Consider the following 17,612-nt stretch of genomic DNA (forward strand, 5'->3'; position numbering starts at 1 on the left):
GAAAGGCTTCCGTATGCTGTTGCGCCCGGCTGTACCGGGCGTCATGAATCGAATCTCGGGCAAGGGCAAGCTCAGCGAGCGGGCAGCGCATCCAGGGCGCGGCGCATCTCCCCGAGTACCGCCTGGAGCTCGCCGGCAATCGCTTCGGGCCGCTCGGCGTTGTCGGCAATGCGACTGACCAGGGCGCTGCCGACGATGACGCCATCGGCGACCTTGCCGACCTCGGCGGCCGAGGCGCCGTCGCGGATGCCGAAGCCGACGCACAGCGGCAGCTCGGTCAGTTCACGCAGTGGCGCCAGGTGCTCGGCCACGTCCTCGGCATTGAGCGTGGCCGCCCCGGTCACGCCCTTGAGCGCGACATAGTAGAGGTAGCCCTCGCCATGGGCGCATATTGTAGCGGCCCGCTCCCGCGAAGTGGTAGGGGCAACGAGAAAGATAGAGGCCAGGCCGTGCTGCTTGAGCAGCGGGCCGAACTCGTCGGCCTCTTCGGGGGGCATGTCCACGGTCAGCACGCCGTCGATGCCGGCGGCCGCGGCCTGCTCGGCGAAGGCTTCGAGACCGATGCGCTCGACGGGGTTGAGATAGCCCATCAGCACGATCGGGGTCTGCTCGTCACGCTGGCGGAATTCGCGCACCATCTCGAACAGATGGGTGAGCCGTACGCCGTGCTCGAGGGCACGCTCACAGGCCTTCTGAATCACTGGCCCATCGGCCATGGGGTCGGAGAACGGCACTCCCAGCTCGAGCACGTCGGCGCCCGCCTCCACCATGGCATGCATGAACCCAACGGTATGCTGCGGCGCGGGGTCGCCGGCGGTGATGTAGGGGATCAGCGCGCGGCGCCCCTGGGCCTTGAGCTCGGCAAAGCGTCTGTCGATTCGATTCATCATCAGAACTCCAGCCCGTCGATCTTGGCGACCGTCATGATGTCCTTGTCGCCGCGGCCGGAAAGGTTGACCACGATGTTTTGATCGGGTCGCAGGGTCGGCGCCAGCACCTTGGCATACGCCAGGGCATGGGCCGACTCCAGCGCCGGCATGATGCCTTCCACCCGGGTCAGCTCGCGGAACGCCTCGAGCACGGCGTCGTCGTTGGCCGCCACGTACTGCACACGGCCCACATCCTTCCACAGCGCATGCTCGGGGCCCACGCCCGGATAGTCGAGACCCGCCGAGATCGAATGCGTGTCCGAGACCTGGCCGCCCTCGTCGGACATCAAGTAGGTACGGTTGCCGTGCAACACGCCGCGCGGCGCGTTGGACGCCAGCGGGGCGGCATGGCGCCCGGTGTCAACGCCGTCGCCTCCTGCCTCGACGCCGTACATGGCGACCTCATCATCTTCGACGAAGGGGTAGAACAGGCCCATGGCGTTGGAGCCGCCCCCTACGCAGGCGATCAGCGCATCGGGCAATTTGCCGAACTCTTCCAGCGACTGGCGGCGCGCCTCGCGGCCGACCACGGCGTTGAAGTCGCGCACCAGCATGGGATAGGGGTGCGGCCCGGCCACGGTGCCGATGATGTAGAAGGTGTCGTCGACGTTGGTCACCCAGTCGCGCAGCGCCTCGTTCATGGCATCCTTGAGTGTGCGGGTGCCGGACTCCACCGGGATCACGTTGGCCCCGAGCAGGCGCATGCGGTAGACGTTGAGCTTCTGGCGCTGAACGTCCTCGGCACCCATGTAGACCTCGCACTTCAGCCCCAGGCGCGCCGCGACGGTGGCCGTGGCCACGCCGTGCTGGCCGGCGCCGGTCTCGGCGATCACCCGCGGCTTGCCGCTCATCTTGGCCAGCAGCGCCTGGCCGATGGTGTTGTTCACCTTGTGCGCGCCGGTATGGTTGAGGTCTTCGCGCTTGAGCCAGATCCGTGCCCCGCCGAGCTGCTGCGACCATCGCTCCGCATGGTAGAGCGGAGAAGGACGGCCCACGTAATGGGCCAGGTCATAGTCGAATTCGGCCTGGAAGTCCGGATCGTCGCGAAGACGCAGGTAGGTCTTCTCCAGATCGTCCAGGGCGAAGCTCAGGGTCTCCGAGACGAACCGGCCGCCATAGGGGCCGAAGTGGCCGCGGGCGTCCGGCAGTCGGGTCAGGTCACTGAACTTGCTCACTAAAGACACCTCATAGGGTCGCCACAAGGGACAGGGATTGAGTCGGGCTTGGGCAGGGAGTCATCATGCCGGGCGCTTGCGATCCGCCTCGGCCACCGCCGCGGCGAACGCCGACAGCTGGCCGGGATCCTTGACACCGGGTTCGGCTTCCACTCCGCCGGAAACGTCCACCGCGAAGGGGCGCACGCGCTCAATGGCGCCGGCCACGTTGTCCGGGGTCAGCCCACCCGCGAGAATAACAGGTTTTGCCAGGCTTGCGGGGATTCGCGACCAGTCGAAGGTCTCGCCGGTACCGCCCGGCACCCCCGGGCGATAGGCATCCAGCAGCAGCGCCTGGGCGCCATCATAGGCCGCGGCGGCGGCGTGCAGATCGAGATCGTCACGCATGCGCAGCGCCTTGATCCATGGACGGCCGAACTGCGCGCAAAAGGACGGCGTCTCATCACCATGGAACTGCAGCAGGTCGAGGTGACGGCTGGCCCTCTGGACGAACTCCGGCGAGGCATCGACGAACAATCCCACCCGCGTGACGAAGGCCGGCACCTGGGCTGCCAATGCGGCAAGACGCGCCTCGTCGACGCAGCGCTTGCTGCCCGGCCACAGCACGAACCCCAACGCATCGGCACCGGCGGCCACGGCATCGGCCACGTCCCGTTCGCGGGTCAGGCCACAGAATTTGATGCGAGTGCGGGATGGCGTCATGACTTCCCCTCCTCCACCTCGGGTACACCGCTCGTCGACTCGGCGACGGGTCGGCCTCGGCGAAATTCGACCATGGGGCACGCCGGCAGTTCGCGCTCGCCGGTCCACTCGCCCAGGAAGGCCAGCAGGTTCGGACCCAGCGGCTCGCGCGGCAGGCCCCAGGTCTCATCGTAGAGGGAGTCGACGAAGTGTAGACCGCAGGCCGGCGCGGTGACGTCGGAGAGCGTACGGTCCTTCAGCGCCAGCAGCCCGGCCAGGTAGTCGTCGCCCCGCTCGCCGCGCCCCACGGTGACCAGGGCGCCGACGATGTTGCGGATCATGTGATGCAGGAAGGCATTGCCCTGCACGTCGATCACCACCAGCGGCCCGTGCCGATGCACCTCGATGAAGTGCAGGTGGCGCCAGGGCGTCTTCGATTGGCAGCCCGCCGCGCGGAAGCTGGAGAAGTCGTGCTCGCCGACCAGCGCCTGGGCCGCACGATGCATGGCATCGGCATCGAGCGGATCGCGACACCAGGTGACGTTGGCGCGCTCCAGGACCGGTCGGCTCGGCTGGTTGAGGATGACGTAACGGTAGCGACGCGCCAGCGCCTTGAAGCGGGCGTGGAAATCCTCGGGCACCTCGCACACCCAGCGCACCGCGACATCGCGCGCCAGGTTGGCGTTGACGCCGAAGACCCAGGCCTTCTGCGAACGGGGCGCGGGCGCGTCGAAGTGGACGATCTGGCGCGTGGCGTGCACGCCGGAATCGGTGCGCCCACTGGCATGGACGGTCACCGGCCGGCTTGCCACCTTGGCGAGCGCCCGCTCCAGCTCGGCCTGGACCGAGGGGGCATGCTTGAGGCGTTGCCAGCCACAGTAGGCGCTGCCGTCGTATTCCACCCCCAGGGCCAGGCGGCCGCTCAGGGGGTGGCGATCGTCAAGAGGTCGAAACAGGGTCATGCCGCCATCAGAGTCGGTAGTGAGTGAACAGATCCTGGGCCTCGCTGCGCACCTGCGGATCGCTGGCGTCCTTCAACAGCCGCTGAAGCAGCGGACGGGCCCGCTCCGCGTCACCGCTCTCGAGCAGGTGACGGGCCCGCTGCAGATCGTCACGTCCGCCGGCCTCGCCCAGGACGACACCATTATCGCGGTCCAGCGGCGGGAAGGCCACCTCCTCCACCTCCCATTCGGCTTCGCCGGCCTCCCCGGCCGCCGGGGCACTCGGGCGCGACGATGGTTCCGCCTCCGGCCCGGCGCCGCGAGCCGCGTCCATCCGCGGGAATTCGACGCTGGGCTGCATCGGCGTCTCTTCGCGCGACGGCGGGTCCGGGTCCAGCGCGGGAGGCTGGTAGTCGATCGTGCGCCACTCCAACGATTCACCGCGCTCATCCGCCGGGGTGGGCCCCTTGCCACCGCCTGGCGGTGCCTCGTCATCGGGCGAGCTTGGCGTTACGCCCGGCTCCTCGGCCCGCAGTGGCTCTCCCTGTGCCGACGATGCATCCTCGCGCCCGGCCAGCTCGCTGCGGGGGGCGTCGAGCGGCTCCCGCTCGGCCGGCAACGGCGCTTCCTGCCGCCCCACTGCGGGCGCCAGCGACTCACCCCCCGCGGCGGCGGCGGTGCGCGGCGGCTCGGCCCTGTTCGCAAGGGAATCGGGATCGGGCGCAGCGGGCTGAAGCTTGGCCAGCAACCGCCCCGCTTCGGCCACCAGGGCGGAGTCGCCGGTCTCGGCCAACCGCTGAGCCTCGCGCTCGGCCGCCTGCCGGTCACCCTGCTCCACGTGAACGTTGAGCAGTTTCAGGCGCAGGTCATGGCGCTCGGGTTCACGGGCCAGGCCCGCCTCAAGCATCTCCCTGGCCTGATCGTAGCGCCCATAGGCCATGAAGATATCCGCTTCGCTGATCGCTTCGGCCTGGGGCATGGTGGCGCGAGGCAGCTCTTCCCGATGAGTCTCCGGCTCATCCAGGCTCATGCCCGCCGTGGCGAGCGGGGCCGGACCGGCGGCGGTCCCTGGCGGCACCGCGACGTGGTCGGAGGGAGGCATGCCGTGGACCATGTTGGGCATTGCGCTACCTCCCGACGCGGGGGCGGCGTCGCGGCGCTGGCGGCGGCGCACCCACAGCCAGAGCCCCAGCAGAGCCGCCAGCCCGGCGCCGCCCAACAGCAGGTTGCGGTCGACATCGACCGGATATGCCGCCCCCCACCAGGGCGACTCGCCCGGCTCGTCCTCCTCGGCCTGTACTACCGCCCCGCCGCTGCCAACCTGCACTGCAGCCTGGTTACTGGCCAGCAGCGCCGCCAACTGCTCGCGCATGGCCTCGACCTCGTCGCGCAAATTACCAAGCTCGTGCTGCAGGGCGTCGCGCTCGGTCTGTACCGCTTCCAGCGCCGCGCGGCTCTCCTGCCAGCGCCGCTCGAGCAGCGCGAAGCGCGGGTCGTCCTGTGCCAAGGCCAGCTCGCCAGCCCCCAGCGTTGCCAACACGTCGGCATCGAGCCAGCCTTCGGCGCGCCCGCCCTCCTCACCGGCGTTCGCTGCCGCCCGGTCGCGCTCCACGGCAGCGCCCATGGCGGACTCGGCGGCCAGCTCCTCGTCGCTGAGCAGGGTCAGGCGCGGCGCGGGAAGGGCCGCCTCGGCAGCCATGCCCTGCTCGCTCGCTGTCGATTCGCCCGGCGTGCCGGAAGGCTCGGCGATCGCCTGCGCAACGGACATCGCGGCAGCCTCGAGCTCGCCGCCCGCCGCTACCCGAGCCCCCAGGGGGACGCGAGCCGGCGCACCGTTGCCGCGACTTGCCCAGGTCTGGTTCATGGCCTGCACCATCTGGGAAGCCTCTTGTGCGGAGCGCGCCGCAATGGCCTCCCGGGACGGCACGGTCAGCGTGTAGCCGGCCCGCATGGCGTTGATGTTGCCTGACGGGAACGCATCGGGATTGGCCTCGACCAGCGCCACCATCATCTGGTCCATGCTGACCCCGGCATCGGGACGCAGCCTGCTGGCCACCGACCAGAGGGTATCGCCACTGCCGACCCAGGCGCGTTCTTCCGCGCTGTTCCGCTCTCCTGCCGGTGCAGCGGATAAGCCTGAGGCGTCGGGCTCGGCATCGGCCACCTGCGCTTCGGCGGCGGATCGTGCCGCGGGGACAGGCTGACGACTCGAGCCGCTCACCAGTACCGGCATGCGATCGTAATCGGGAGGGTCGAGCAGCAGCGTCACCTCGCGCAGTTGGCGCCCTGACGGCCAATCGAAGCGCAGCAGCAAGTCCATCCAGGGCTCCCGCACCGCCCTTTCGCTCGAGAGACTCACGACCCACTGGCCCTGACGCACTTCCACGTCGGCCCGCACGCTGGCCGCCAGCGGCGTGCGCGAGAGGCCCGCAGATTCGAACTCCCGGGCCCCGGCCACGCTGACACGCAGCCGCTCGGGATCGAGCCCGTCCGTATCGGTGAGCGGAATGACGGCACGCAGCGGTGCATTGAGCGGGGAACGCACCTGAGCCTCCCCCACGCCCAGCGCCAGCGCCTGTGGGCCAGCGGCCGACAGTGCCAGCAGCATGGCGTATGTCAACTTGCGTTTCATGGAGCTCCCTTGCCTTGCTCGCTTGCCTGATAAGGCGTCCGGTTCTATTGAAGCCACGCTTCAGACCGCTGATGAATATGTACCATATCCCTGTACGCCCTGCTTCCACGCCAGCCAAGGCCAATCTCAGCCCCACGCAAAACGGGGCATCTCCCGCAGGAGATGCCCCGTCAACGGCACTGCAACGAGAATTACTGCTCGCGCAAGATCTTCAACATGCGCTTGAGCGGTTCGGCGGCACCCCACAGCAGCTGGTCGCCGACGGTGAAGGCCGAGAGATATTCGCCGCCCATGTTCATCTTGCGCAGGCGGCCCACCGGAACGTTCAGGGTACCGGTGACGGCAGCCGGCGTCAGCCCGGCAATGGTGGCTTCCTTGTCGTTCGGAATCACCTTGACCCACTCGTTGTGCTTGGCGATGCGCTCCTCGATTTCATCTATCGGCACATCTTTCTTCAACTTGATGGTGAAAGCCTGGCTGTGCGAGCGCATGGCGCCGATGCGTACGCACAGGCCATCGATCGGGACCGGGTTGGACTGCAGGCCGAGGATCTTGTTGCTCTCGACGCTACCCTTCCACTCCTCGCGGCTCTGGCCGTTGTCGAGCTTGGTGTCGATCCACGGCAGCAGGCTACCGGCCAGCGGCGCGGTGAAGTTCTCGATCGGAAAGTCCTGCCCCTTCATGGCCGCCGCCACCTTGCGGTCGATGTCGAGGATCGCACTGGAGGGGTTGTCGAGCTCGCTCTGGACCACGTCGCGCAGCGCGCCCATCTGGTTGAGCAGCTCGCGCATGTGCTTGGCGCCGGAACCGGAGGCGGCCTGATAGGTCATGGAGGTCATCCATTCGATCAGGTCGGCCTCGAACAGCCCTCCCAGGCCCATCAGCATCAGGCTGACGGTGCAGTTGCCGCCGACGAAGGTCCTGGCGCCTCGGGCCAACTGGGCGTCGATGACGTGACGGTTGACCGGATCGAGCACGATGGTCGCCTCGTCCTCCATGCGCAGGGTGCTCGCGGCATCGATCCAGTAGCCCTTCCAGCCACTGCCGCGCAGATCGCCGTAGACCTGCTTGGTGTAGTCGCCGCCCTGGCAGGTGATGACCACGTCGAGCGCCTTGAGCGCCTCGATGTCGGTGGCATCCTTCAGCGGAGGCACGTCCACGCCGATGTCGGGGCCGGGCTGACCGACCTGGGAGGTGGTGAAGAAGATCGGCTCGATGCCGTCGAAGTCCCCATCCTCCTGCATGCGCTGCATGAGCACGGAGCCCACCATGCCACGCCATCCGACGAAACCGACTTTCAACATGTGAAGTCCTCCTGGAAAGAATGAGGCCAATAGTATACACGACCCGGGCCCACCTCGCAGGCGAGCCCGGGCCAGGATAACGGCAATGGTATGCGGTGGCGTTCAGGCGGCCTCGAAGGCTGCCAGCACCGCGTCGCCCATTTCGCTCGTCGATACGGTGCGCGTGCCCTCGGAGGCAATATCCGCGGTCCGCAGGCCGTCGTCCAGCACTTTCCCGACGGCATTTTCGATGCGAGCCGCCAGCTCGGGCTCGGAGAGCGAATAGCGCAGCATCATCGCCACCGAGAGGATGGTCGCCAGCGGGTTGGCAATGCCCTTGCCGGCGATGTCCGGCGCGCTGCCGTGGCAGGGCTCGTACATGCCCTGCCCGCTCTCGTTGAGCGAGGCCGAGGGCAGCATGCCGATGGAGCCGGTGAGCATGGCGGCGGCATCGGAGAGGATGTCGCCGAACATGTTGCCGGTGACCATCACGTCGAACTGCTTGGGCGCGCGCACCAGTTGCATGGCGGCGTTGTCGACGTACATGTGCGAGAGCTCGACGTCGGGGTACTCCGGCGCCAGCCGTTCCATCACCTCGCGCCACAGGATGGTGACCTCGAGCACGTTGGCCTTGTCGACGCTGCACAGGCGCTTTCCGCGCTTCTGCGCCAACTCGAAGGCGACCCGGCCGATGCGCTCGATCTCGCTCTCGGAATAGACATAGGTGTTGAAGCCGACCCGTTGGCCGTCGCGCACCTCGATGCCGCGGGGCTGGCCGAAGTAGATGCCGCCGGTCAGCTCGCGCACGATCATGATGTCCAGCCCCGCCACCAGCTCGGGCTTGAGGCTGGAGGCGCTGGCCAGCTGCGGGTAGGTGATGGCCGGGCGCAGGTTGGCGAACAGGCCGAGGTTCTTGCGCAGGCCGAGCAGGCCCTTCTCGGGGCGCTTGGCCAGGTCCTCGAGCTTGTCCCACTTGGGACCGCCCACGGCGCCGAGCAGGATGGCGTCGGCGGCCTTGGCCTTGTCCAGGGTCACGGCGGGCAGCGGCTCGCCGTGCTCGTCGTAGGCGCTACCGCCGACCAGCGCCTCCTCCACCTCGACGTCGAGGCCTTGGGCTTGGCAGCTAGCCAGGATGCGGCTCGCCTGGGCGGTGATCTCGGGTCCGATGCCGTCACCCGGCAGTACCAGAATCTTGCGTGTCATCATTGTTTCCTTGGTTGACTACCGCCGTCGCAAGCGGGGCGCCGGGGGCAGGCCGAAGAGGAGGTCTTTTGCCATGGATGGCAAAAGTAGCGCCCAGGGATGGGTTCACAGCGCCTCCTCGCAGGCCTGCCGCCGGATCAGCCCCGCGGGGCGCCGAGGGCAAGCCGGATCAGCCCCGCATTTCCGACGGTAGAGCTGGAAGTGTCAGGCCTGAGCGCTATCGCGGAACAGCCACGGCCGCTCGGCACGGTGGCGCTGTTCGAAGGCACGAATGGCATCCTCGTCCTGCAGGGTGATGCCGATATCGTCGAGCCCCTCGAGCAGGCAGTGCTTGCGGAAGGCGTCGACCTCGAACTCGAGAATCTCACCCGCAGGGGTGATCACCCGCTGGTTCTCGAGGTCAACGTCGAGGCGATAGCCTTCGCTGGCCTCCACCTCGCGGAACAGTCGGTCGATAACGTCCTCCGGCAAAGTGATCAGCAGCAGGCCGTTCTTGAAGGCGTTGTTATAGAAGATATCGGCGAAGCTCGGCGCGATCACCACGCGAAAGCCGAAGTCCTCCAGCGCCCAGGGGGCATGCTCGCGGGAGCTGCCGCAGCCGAAGTTGCGTCGTGCGAGCAGCACGCTCGCGCCCTGATAGCGCGGCTGGTTGAGCACGAAATCCGGGTTGAGCGGACGCTGGGAAACGTCCTGACCGGGCTGCCCCTCGTCGAGGTAGCGCAGCTCGTCGAACAGGTTGACGCCGAAGCCGGTGCGCTTGATCGACTTCAGGAACTGCTTGGGAATGATCAGGTCGGTATCGACGTTGGCCCGGTCGAGCGGTGCGACGAGCCCTTCGGTGCGTTCGAATTTCCTCATGGCTCAGGCCTCCTCTGCAACGGGCTGGGCGTCGAGACGACGCACATCGACGAAGTGGCCGGCGATGGCGGCGGCGGCGGCCATGGCCGGGCTGACCAGGTGGGTGCGGCCGCCGTAGCCCTGGCGACCCTCGAAGTTGCGGTTCGAGGTGGAGGCGCAGTGCTCGCCGGCGCCGAGCTTGTCGGCATTCATTGCCAGGCACATGGAGCAGCCCGGCTCGCGCCACTCGAAGCCCGCCTCGATGAAGATCTTGTCGAGCCCCTCGGCTTCGGCCTGGCGCTTCACCAGGCCGGAGCCCGGCACCACCATGGCGAGCTTGATCGAGTCGGCCACCTTCTTGCCGCGCGCCACCTTGGCCGCCTCGCGCAGGTCCTCGATGCGCGAGTTGGTGCACGAGCCGATGAACACCTTGTCGAGCTTGATCTCGGTGATCTTCTGCTTGGGCGCGAGCCCCATGTACTCCAGTGCACGGGTGTAGCCGCGCTTGACGGTCTCATCGTTCTGCTCGGCCGGGTCGGGCACTTCGCCGGAGATACCGGTGACCATTTCGGGGCTGGTGCCCCAGCTCACCTGGGGCTCGATCTCGGCGGCATCCAACGTGACCACCTTGTCGAACCGGGCGTCCGCATCGGAGACCAGGTTGCGCCAGTCCGCCACGGCGGCCTGCCACTGCTCGCCCCTGGGGGCGAAGGGGCGCTCGGCGAGGTACTCGATCGTGGTGTCGTCCACCGCGATCAGGCCGACCCGGGCGCCGGCCTCGATGGCCATGTTGCACACCGTCATGCGCCCCTCCATGGAGAGCTCGCGAATGGCACTGCCGGCGAACTCGATGGCGTAGCCGGTGCCGCCGGCGGTGCCGATCCTGCCGATGATGGCCAGCACCACGTCCTTGGCGGTGACGCCGGTGCCGAGCTTGCCCTCGACGCGCACCTGCATGTTCTTCATCTTCTGCGCCAGCAGGCACTGGGTGGCAAGCACGTGCTCCACCTCGGAGGTACCGATGCCGTGGGCCAGCGCGGCGAAGGCGCCGTGGGTGGCGGTGTGGGAGTCGCCGCAGACAACGGTCATGCCCGGCAGAGTGGCGCCCTGCTCCGGCCCCACCACATGCACGATGCCCTGGCGCGGGTCATTGATCTTGAACTCTTCGATGCCGAACTCGACGCAGTTGTCGTCAAGCGTCTGCACCTGGATCAGCGACACCGGATCCTTGATGCCGGCGTTGCCCTCGGCACGCTCCTTCAGCGTGGTCGGCACGTTATGGTCCGGCGTGGCCAGGTTGGCGTCGAGACGCCACGGCTTGCGCCCGGCCAGACGCAGCCCCTCGAAGGCCTGCGGCGAGGTCACTTCGTGCAGCAGCTGGCGGTCGATGTAGATCAGTGCGGTGCCGTCGTCGCGCTCCTTCACCAGGTGCTGCGACCACAGCTTGTCGTAAAGCGTCTGGCCTGCCATATCGTTCTCCGGGGCTCTGTGGCCCTTTGCCTGTCCGGTCTAGGGAAAGACTCCCCAAGGTTCGCCGATCTCGTACGTATTGCCTCAAAGGGCCATTGCAGCAGAACTTGCCGAGGGGCGCCGGGGACAGGTCGGAGAGGAGGTCTTTTGCCATGGATGGCAAAAGTAGCGCCCAGGGATGGGTTCACAGCGCCTCCTCGAAGACCTTGTCGCCGGCAAAGCCCCGACATGCCAAGGCTACCCCTTTCCTGCATTGCCATGGCCGAGTGATTGCAGTCTTGCGCGGCTCGCCCATAAAAGCAATTCATGTTATTTATTCATTGGATTCCCAACAGGAATACAAGCGATAGGATGGACACCCAAAGCCTGCAAGCCTTCCTCGCCGTGGCCGACAGCGGCAGCTTCTCCCGCGCCGGCGAGCACCTGCACCTGACCCAGCCGGCGGTCTCCAAGCGCATCGCCACCTTGGAAGACCAGATCGGCGCGCGGCTGTTCGACCGCATCGGCCGCCGCGTCACCCTCACCGAGGCGGGCCGGGTGCTGCTGCCCCGCGCCCGGCAAATTCTCGTCATGGTGGACGACAGCCGCCGCGCGCTGACCAATCTCGAAGGCCAGGTGGCCGGCAGCCTGACGCTCGCCACCAGCCATCATATCGGCCTGCATCGCCTGCCGCCCCTGTTGAAAGCTTACACCCAGGCACACCCCGGGGTGCGTCTGGACCTGCGCTTTCTCGACTCGGAGCTGGCCTATCAGGGGGTACTGGACGGCGAGCTGGAAACGGCCGTGGTCACCCTGGCTCCGCACCCCGACCCGCAGCTCGAGGTGGTCCCGGTATGGGAGGACCGGATGTGCTTCGTCTGTGGCCTCGATCATCCACTGGCGACACGCGGCCGGCTCACGCTGCACGAGCTGTGCGCCTTCGATGCCGTGCTGCCCGGTCCCATGACCTTCACCCGCACGTTGATCGAATCGCGCTTTGCCGCTGCCGGCCTCGAGCTGCCGGTAGCCCTCTCCACCAACTATCTCGAAACCCTCAAGATGATGACCGCCATCGGCCTGGGCTGGAGCCTACTGCCGGAGCGAATGGTGGTAGGCGAGCTCCACGAACTCGACGTGGAGCATCCGACCATCACCCGCTCTCTGGGTTATCTGGTGCACCGCAGCCGTACGCTTTCGAATGCCGCGCGGGCGATGCTCTCCTTGCTGGAGGAGGCGCGTGACGCAACGAGTCGCAGGAGTTAGGAAGAAATTGTTAGACTGCTCACAATAAACCTGACTCCGCCTGGAGCCCTGAGCCATCGTGTCCCCACCCGACTCGTCACCGACATCCTTGCGCCATGCCCTGGCCGGCGGGCTGATCCTGCTTGGGCTGGTACAGCAGATCCTCGCCTTCGCCGGGATCGTACTTCTGCCACACGGGGTGGGTTACGTGCTATGGATGGCAACCCTGCTGCTGTGGCGCGACATTCCCCGCCGCACCCGCTGGCAGGCCGGCGCATTGGCCGCCATCGGCCTGGGACTGCTGATCCTGGCGGGTTGGCGCTACGCCAGCGACATCGCCTGGCCGGCAGTCACCAGCGGCAACACCTATGTGGTGGCGATGTTGGTCGGTGTCAGCTTCATCGGCCTGATCGGCAACCGCAGCGGCTCGTCGCGTCCGTTGGGCCGCCCGATTACGGGGCGACGGGGCACCCTGGGTACCTGGCTCGGCGTCCATCTGCTCGGCACCATTCTCAATCTTTCGACGGTGTTCATGATCGGCGACCGCCTGGCCCGCCGCGCCCCGCTGACTACACCCCAGTTGCTGGCGCTCAATCGCGGCCTCTCCAGCGCCGCGCTGTGGTCGCCGTTCTTCGCCTCGATGGGCGTGGTGATGACCCTGGCCCCGGGCATGGAGTATTTGCGTGTCCTGGCCATCGGGCTGCCCTTGGCGCTGGTCAGCGGGGCACTCACCACGTTCGAGCTGTCGCGCCGCTTCGACCTCGCCGAAGTAGCGGGCTTCTCGCTCTCGCCGCGTAGCCTGCTGATGCCGGTCTCGATGGCCATACTGGTGATGCTGTTTCACTTTCAGCTCACGCCTCGGCTCGGCATCGTCAGCATCATCACGTTTCTGCTGCCGGCGGTGGCACTGGTCAGCAACCTCCCGGCCGGGCCGCGCTGGACCCTGCGCCGCGTGCGCCAGCACACGCTGACGCGCCTGCCGGCGATGCGCGGCGAGATTGCCCTGTTCCTCTCGGCAGGTTTGCTGACCCTGGGACTCTCCACCTTCGTCGCCGCTGCGACGGGCAGCGAATGGCGGCTATTCTCTCATTTCGGCTCGGCCCAGGCCGTGATCAGCTTTCTCGCCATCGTGATCAGCGCCGTGGCCGGGCTGCATCCGATCATCGGCGTCTCGGTACTGGCCTCGATGCTGGACCTGAGTGGCAACGAGCAGACGCTGTTTGCCTTTACCGCTCTGGCCTCCTGGGCGGTGGGCACCTCGGTGGGGCCGCTGTCAGGCATCAATCTGTCGCTGCAGGGGCGCTATGGCGTCAGCGGCTACCGCATGATGCGTCACAACCTGGGGTACGCCCTGCTGCTCAGCGGCCTGGTGATGGTGGCCATCATCGCGCTCGATGCCTGGGTGTAGCGTCTCACTGGGAGATACGGTAGAAGTAGCGATGGCCGCACCGATGGCAGGGTTCGATGCGAGTCACGCCCTCCAGCTCGACGACCGCATCGCAGTGCACGCAGGCCATGCGTCCTGGTGCCGCCACCTCACCCTCGCAGTAGTCGGCCCGTGCCGCCTCCAGGTCTTCGTTGAGCTGGGCGTTCTCGACGATGCTGCGGTCGGCGATGGAGAACAGCGAATCCACCACCTTGCGCGACAGCAGGTCGAGATCGATGCCCAGCCAGGCGGCGACGCCACGGCCTCCCGCCCGCAGGTAGCGCCGCATGTCGATCAGGTCGCGCTCGACCCAGGCACGCAGCAGGGCGAGCTCATCCTTGGTGAATTCCTCGAGTTCCGCCTCGAATTCGACCGCCTCGTCCAGTTCCCGCTGCAGGTTCTCCCAGGTCAGATCATCCGCGCCCTCACGCAGCCGGGCCAGCATGCGCTCGTAGCCCTCACGCAGCCGATGTTCGCGATGGGAGTCGGGACGTTCGCTCATGGTCATCTCCTCGAAGCGGTTTTCGGCATGGACCGGGCATGGCCGGGCCTGCCCTACTGGGGTATCCTTGGTTACCATTTAGACGCCATCCCGCCGTCAGTTCAACGTTTTATCGTATGGCTGCCGGCCGGCAATGACGTCGGACAACTTTCTGCGCAAGCGCACGGTGCTACCGCGCCAACACACTCTAAGGTCATTTCGAAAGCCGATGGACGCACAGTACAAGCCCTTTGAAATCGAACGCGACGCCCAGGACTTCTGGGAGAAGAACCAGTGCTTCAAGGCGGTCGAGGATGCCAGCCGCGAGAAGTTCTACTGCCTGTCGATGTTCCCCTACCCCAGCGGCAAGCTGCACATGGGGCATGTGCGCAACTACACCATTGGCGACGTGGTCTCGCGCTTCCAGCGCATGCAGGGCAAGAACGTGATGCAGCCCATGGGCTGGGACGCCTTCGGCATGCCGGCAGAGAACGCGGCGATCCAGAACCGGGTGCCACCGGCCAAGTGGACCTACGACAACATCGACTACATGCGCAGCCAGCTCCAGGCGCTGGGGTTCGCCTACGACTGGGGCCGCGAGTTCGCCACCTGTGACACCGACTACTACCGCTGGGAGCAGTGGTTCTTTGCCAAGCTGGTGGAGAAGGGCCTGGTCTACAAGAAGATGTCCACGGTCAACTGGGACCCGGTGGACCAGACCGTACTGGCCAACGAGCAGGTCATCGAAGGTCGCGGCTGGCGCTCCGGTGCACTGGTGGAGCGCAAGGAAATCCCGCTGTGGTTCCTCAAGATCACCGACTATGCCGATGAGCTGCTCGCCGATCTCGACAAGATCGAGTGGCCCGAGCAGGTCAAGACCATGCAGCGCAACTGGATCGGCAAGTCGCGCGGCGTGGAACTCAGCTTCGACATCAGGAACGCGGACGGCAGCATCGCCGAGCCGCTGTCGGTCTATACCACCCGCCCCGACACGCTGCTGGGCGTGACCTATGTGGCGGTGGCGGCCGGCCATCCGCTGGCCAGGGCCGCGGCGCAGGGCAACGCCGAACTGGCCGCCTTCTGCGAGGAGTGCGCGCGCGGCGGCACCTCCGAGGCGGAACTCGCCACCAAGGAGAAGCGCGGCATGGCCACCGGCCAGGTGGCGGTGCATCCGCTTACCGGTCGCGAAGTGCCGGTGTACGTCGCCAACTTCGTACTGATGGAGTTCGGTACCGGTGCGGTCATGGCCGTTCCCGGCCACGACCAGCGCGACTGGGAGTTCGCCACCAAGTACGACCTGCCCATCGAAGCGGTGATCAGCGACGAGAGCGGCCTGGCCCCGGATCTTTCCGAGGGCGCCTATGTGGAGTACGGCCGGCTGATCAATTCCGGTGAGTTCAACGGCCTGGACTTCGATGCCGCCTTCGAGGCCATTGCCGGCAGGCTGGCCGAGCTGGGTCGCGGCGAGGTGAAGATCAACTATCGCCTGCGCGACTGGGGCGTGGCCCGCCAGCGCTACTGGGGCGCACCGATTCCGGTCAAGTACGGCCCCGAAGGCCAGACCGTACCGCTCTCCGACGACGAGCTGCCGGTGGCCCTGCCGATGGAGGTGACCGTCGACGCCAGCGGCTCGCCACTGAAGAAGATGCCCGAGTTCTATGACCTGGGCGACGGCTGGGTGCGCGAGACCGATACCTTCGATACCTTCATGGAGTCGTCCTGGTACTTCGCCCGCTTCTGCTGTGCCGACAATCGCGAAGCCATGCTCGACGAGCGTGCCGACTACTGGCTGCCGGTGGATCTCTACATCGGCGGGATCGAGCACGCCATCCTTCACCTGCTCTACGCGCGCTTCTTCACCAAGCTGATGCGCGACCTGGGTTTGGTGAAGGTCGACGAGCCGTTCCAGCGCCTGCTCACCCAGGGCATGGTCATCGCCGAAACCTTCTACCGCTCGACGCCGAACGGCGGCAAGGAATGGTTCAATCCCGCCGATGTCGAGGTCCAACGCGACGACAAGGGGCGCCCGGTCAGCGCGGTGCTGATCAAGGACGGCCAGCCGGTGGAGATGGGCGGCATCGAGAAGATGTCCAAGTCGAAGAACAACGGCGTCGATCCGCAGTCGATGATCGACCGCTTCGGCGCCGATACCGTGCGCCTGTTCATGATGTTCGCCGCCCCGCCGGAGCAGTCGCTCGAGTGGTCCGACTCCGGCGTCGAGGGTGCCAGCCGTTTCCTCAAGCGCCTGTGGCGCCTGGTCGCCGAGCACCTCGAGGCCGGTCAGCCGGGCAAGCTGGACACCGCTGCGCTCAACGACACCCAGCGTGAACTGCGGCGCAAGACCCACGAGACGATCAAGAAGGCCAGCGACGACATCGGTCGGCGCACCACCTTCAATACCGCCATCGCCGCGGTGATGGAGCTGACCAACGCCCTGGCCAAGTTCGACGATGCCAGCCCCCAGGGCCTGGCCGTGGCCCGCGAGGCCGTGGAAGCCTGCGTGCTGCTGCTGGCACCGATCACGCCGCATGCCTGCCATGCGCTGTGGCGCGAGCTGGGCCACGAGGAGCCGGCCATCGACGCCGCCTGGCCACAGGTGGACGAATCGGCCCTCGCACGCGACACCATCGAGCTGGTGGTCCAAGTCAACGGCAAGCTGCGTGCCCGCATCGAAGTCGCCGCCGAGGCCGCCAAGGAAGCCATTGAAGCCGAAGCCTTCGCCGCCGAGAACGTCCAGCGGCACACCGAAGGCAAGACGGTACGCAAGGTGATCGTGGTACCGGGCAAGCTGGTCAATATCGTGGTGAGCTGACGCAGACCGAACGGGAGCGCCCATGCAGCGACGCGAATTTCTCAACCTTGCCGTGGCCGCCGGGGCGGCCCTGGCACTGGCCGGCTGTGGCTTTCGCCTGCGCGGCTTCGATACGCCGGGGCTGGCCCTCGACGAACTCGCCCTGGCGGGTACGGACAGCGACCTCGCCCGCCTGGTGGAAGAGCGCCTGGTGGCGGTCGGTACCCAGGTGCACGACAACGCCCCGCAAGTGCTCAACCTCGGCCCGGAGACGTTCCGTGAGCGCCAGTTGAGTGTCCTCGACAGCGGCCCGCAGGAGCGGGAAATGGCGCTCACGGTGCCCTTCTCGGTGCAACGGCGTAGCGACGGTGTCTATCGGCTCTCCGAACAGCGTCTCGAGGTATCGACCCGTTTCACCGTCAGCGACGACAACCTGCTGGCCCAGGACGACCTGCGCGAGGAAGCGCGCCAGGAGCTGCGCCAGGAAGCCGTGCGCCGCCTGTTCGATCGCCTGCGCACGCTGGATGGGACTCAGCCGTGAA

The 17,612-nt window shown here is 67.0% G+C and carries 14 protein-coding genes; 4 read left to right on the top strand and 10 right to left on the bottom strand.

The features are described 5' to 3' along the window. Window positions 1–71: 71 nt before the first annotated feature. From trpA to leuC, 9 genes are all read right to left on the bottom strand, one after another. Entirely contained in the window at window positions 72–887 is an 816-nt protein-coding gene (gene trpA, locus HNO51_RS12630) for a tryptophan synthase subunit alpha (protein ID WP_209539235.1), read from the bottom strand. A gap of 2 nt (window positions 888–889) precedes the next feature. Continuing rightward, window positions 890–2,104: a tryptophan synthase subunit beta gene (gene trpB / locus HNO51_RS12635; protein ID WP_197447693.1), complete on the bottom strand. Its 1,215-nt coding sequence runs from the start codon at window positions 2,102–2,104 to the stop codon at window positions 890–892. A 63-nt stretch (window positions 2,105–2,167) separates the two neighbouring features. Next, entirely contained in the window at window positions 2,168–2,806 is a 639-nt protein-coding gene (locus HNO51_RS12640) for a phosphoribosylanthranilate isomerase (protein WP_197447694.1), read from the bottom strand. Beyond that, entirely contained in the window at window positions 2,803–3,747 is a 945-nt protein-coding gene (gene truA, locus HNO51_RS12645; protein WP_197447695.1) for a tRNA pseudouridine(38-40) synthase TruA, read from the bottom strand. The genes HNO51_RS12640 and truA overlap by 4 nt, the downstream gene beginning before the upstream one ends. A gap of 7 nt (window positions 3,748–3,754) precedes the next feature. Next, window positions 3,755–6,358, bottom strand: coding sequence for a FimV/HubP family polar landmark protein (locus HNO51_RS12650; RefSeq protein WP_209537596.1), 2,604 nt, complete (start codon window positions 6,356–6,358; stop codon window positions 3,755–3,757). 191 nt (window positions 6,359–6,549) lie between these two features. Beyond that, a complete protein-coding gene (gene asd / locus HNO51_RS12655; RefSeq protein WP_197447697.1) occupies window positions 6,550–7,662 on the bottom strand; it encodes an aspartate-semialdehyde dehydrogenase in 1,113 nt (370 codons plus the stop codon). A gap of 102 nt (window positions 7,663–7,764) precedes the next feature. Further along, window positions 7,765–8,844, bottom strand: a complete 1,080-nt coding sequence (leuB, locus tag HNO51_RS12660) for a 3-isopropylmalate dehydrogenase (protein WP_197447698.1) — start codon at window positions 8,842–8,844, stop codon at window positions 7,765–7,767. A gap of 204 nt (window positions 8,845–9,048) precedes the next feature. Then, window positions 9,049–9,702: a 3-isopropylmalate dehydratase small subunit gene (leuD, locus tag HNO51_RS12665; protein WP_209537597.1), complete on the bottom strand. Its 654-nt coding sequence runs from the start codon at window positions 9,700–9,702 to the stop codon at window positions 9,049–9,051. Window positions 9,703–9,705: 3 nt separating this feature from the next. After that, on the bottom strand, window positions 9,706–11,151 hold the full coding sequence (gene leuC / locus HNO51_RS12670; RefSeq protein ID WP_209537598.1) for a 3-isopropylmalate dehydratase large subunit: 1,446 nt from the start codon (window positions 11,149–11,151) through the stop codon (window positions 9,706–9,708). A gap of 351 nt (window positions 11,152–11,502) precedes the next feature. On the opposite strand from leuC, the gene HNO51_RS12675 reads away from it, so the two are divergent. Further along, window positions 11,503–12,393, top strand: coding sequence for a LysR family transcriptional regulator (locus tag HNO51_RS12675; protein WP_197447701.1), 891 nt, complete (start codon window positions 11,503–11,505; stop codon window positions 12,391–12,393). Window positions 12,394–12,451: 58 nt separating this feature from the next. Continuing rightward, entirely contained in the window at window positions 12,452–13,780 is a 1,329-nt protein-coding gene (locus tag HNO51_RS12680) for a hypothetical protein (protein WP_234283461.1), read from the top strand. A 4-nt stretch (window positions 13,781–13,784) separates the two neighbouring features. Here the strand turns inward: HNO51_RS12680 and HNO51_RS12685 are convergent, their stop codons facing one another. Continuing rightward, complete coding sequence (locus tag HNO51_RS12685) at window positions 13,785–14,300, bottom strand: zinc ribbon-containing protein (protein WP_197447702.1); 516 nt, start codon at window positions 14,298–14,300, stop codon at window positions 13,785–13,787. A gap of 208 nt (window positions 14,301–14,508) precedes the next feature. Here HNO51_RS12685 and leuS point away from each other — a divergent pair, with 208 nt between their 5' ends. Next, a complete protein-coding gene (gene leuS, locus HNO51_RS12690; RefSeq protein WP_209537599.1) occupies window positions 14,509–17,091 on the top strand; it encodes a leucine--tRNA ligase in 2,583 nt (860 codons plus the stop codon). Window positions 17,092–17,113: 22 nt separating this feature from the next. After that, window positions 17,114–17,611, top strand: coding sequence for an LPS-assembly lipoprotein LptE (locus HNO51_RS12695; protein ID WP_209537600.1), 498 nt, complete (start codon window positions 17,114–17,116; stop codon window positions 17,609–17,611). The last annotated feature ends 1 nt before the right edge of the window (window position 17,612 follow it).

The sequence above is a fragment of the Billgrantia sulfidoxydans genome (assembly GCF_017868775.1).
Classification (GTDB): Bacteria; Pseudomonadota; Gammaproteobacteria; order Pseudomonadales; family Halomonadaceae; genus Halomonas; species Halomonas sulfidoxydans.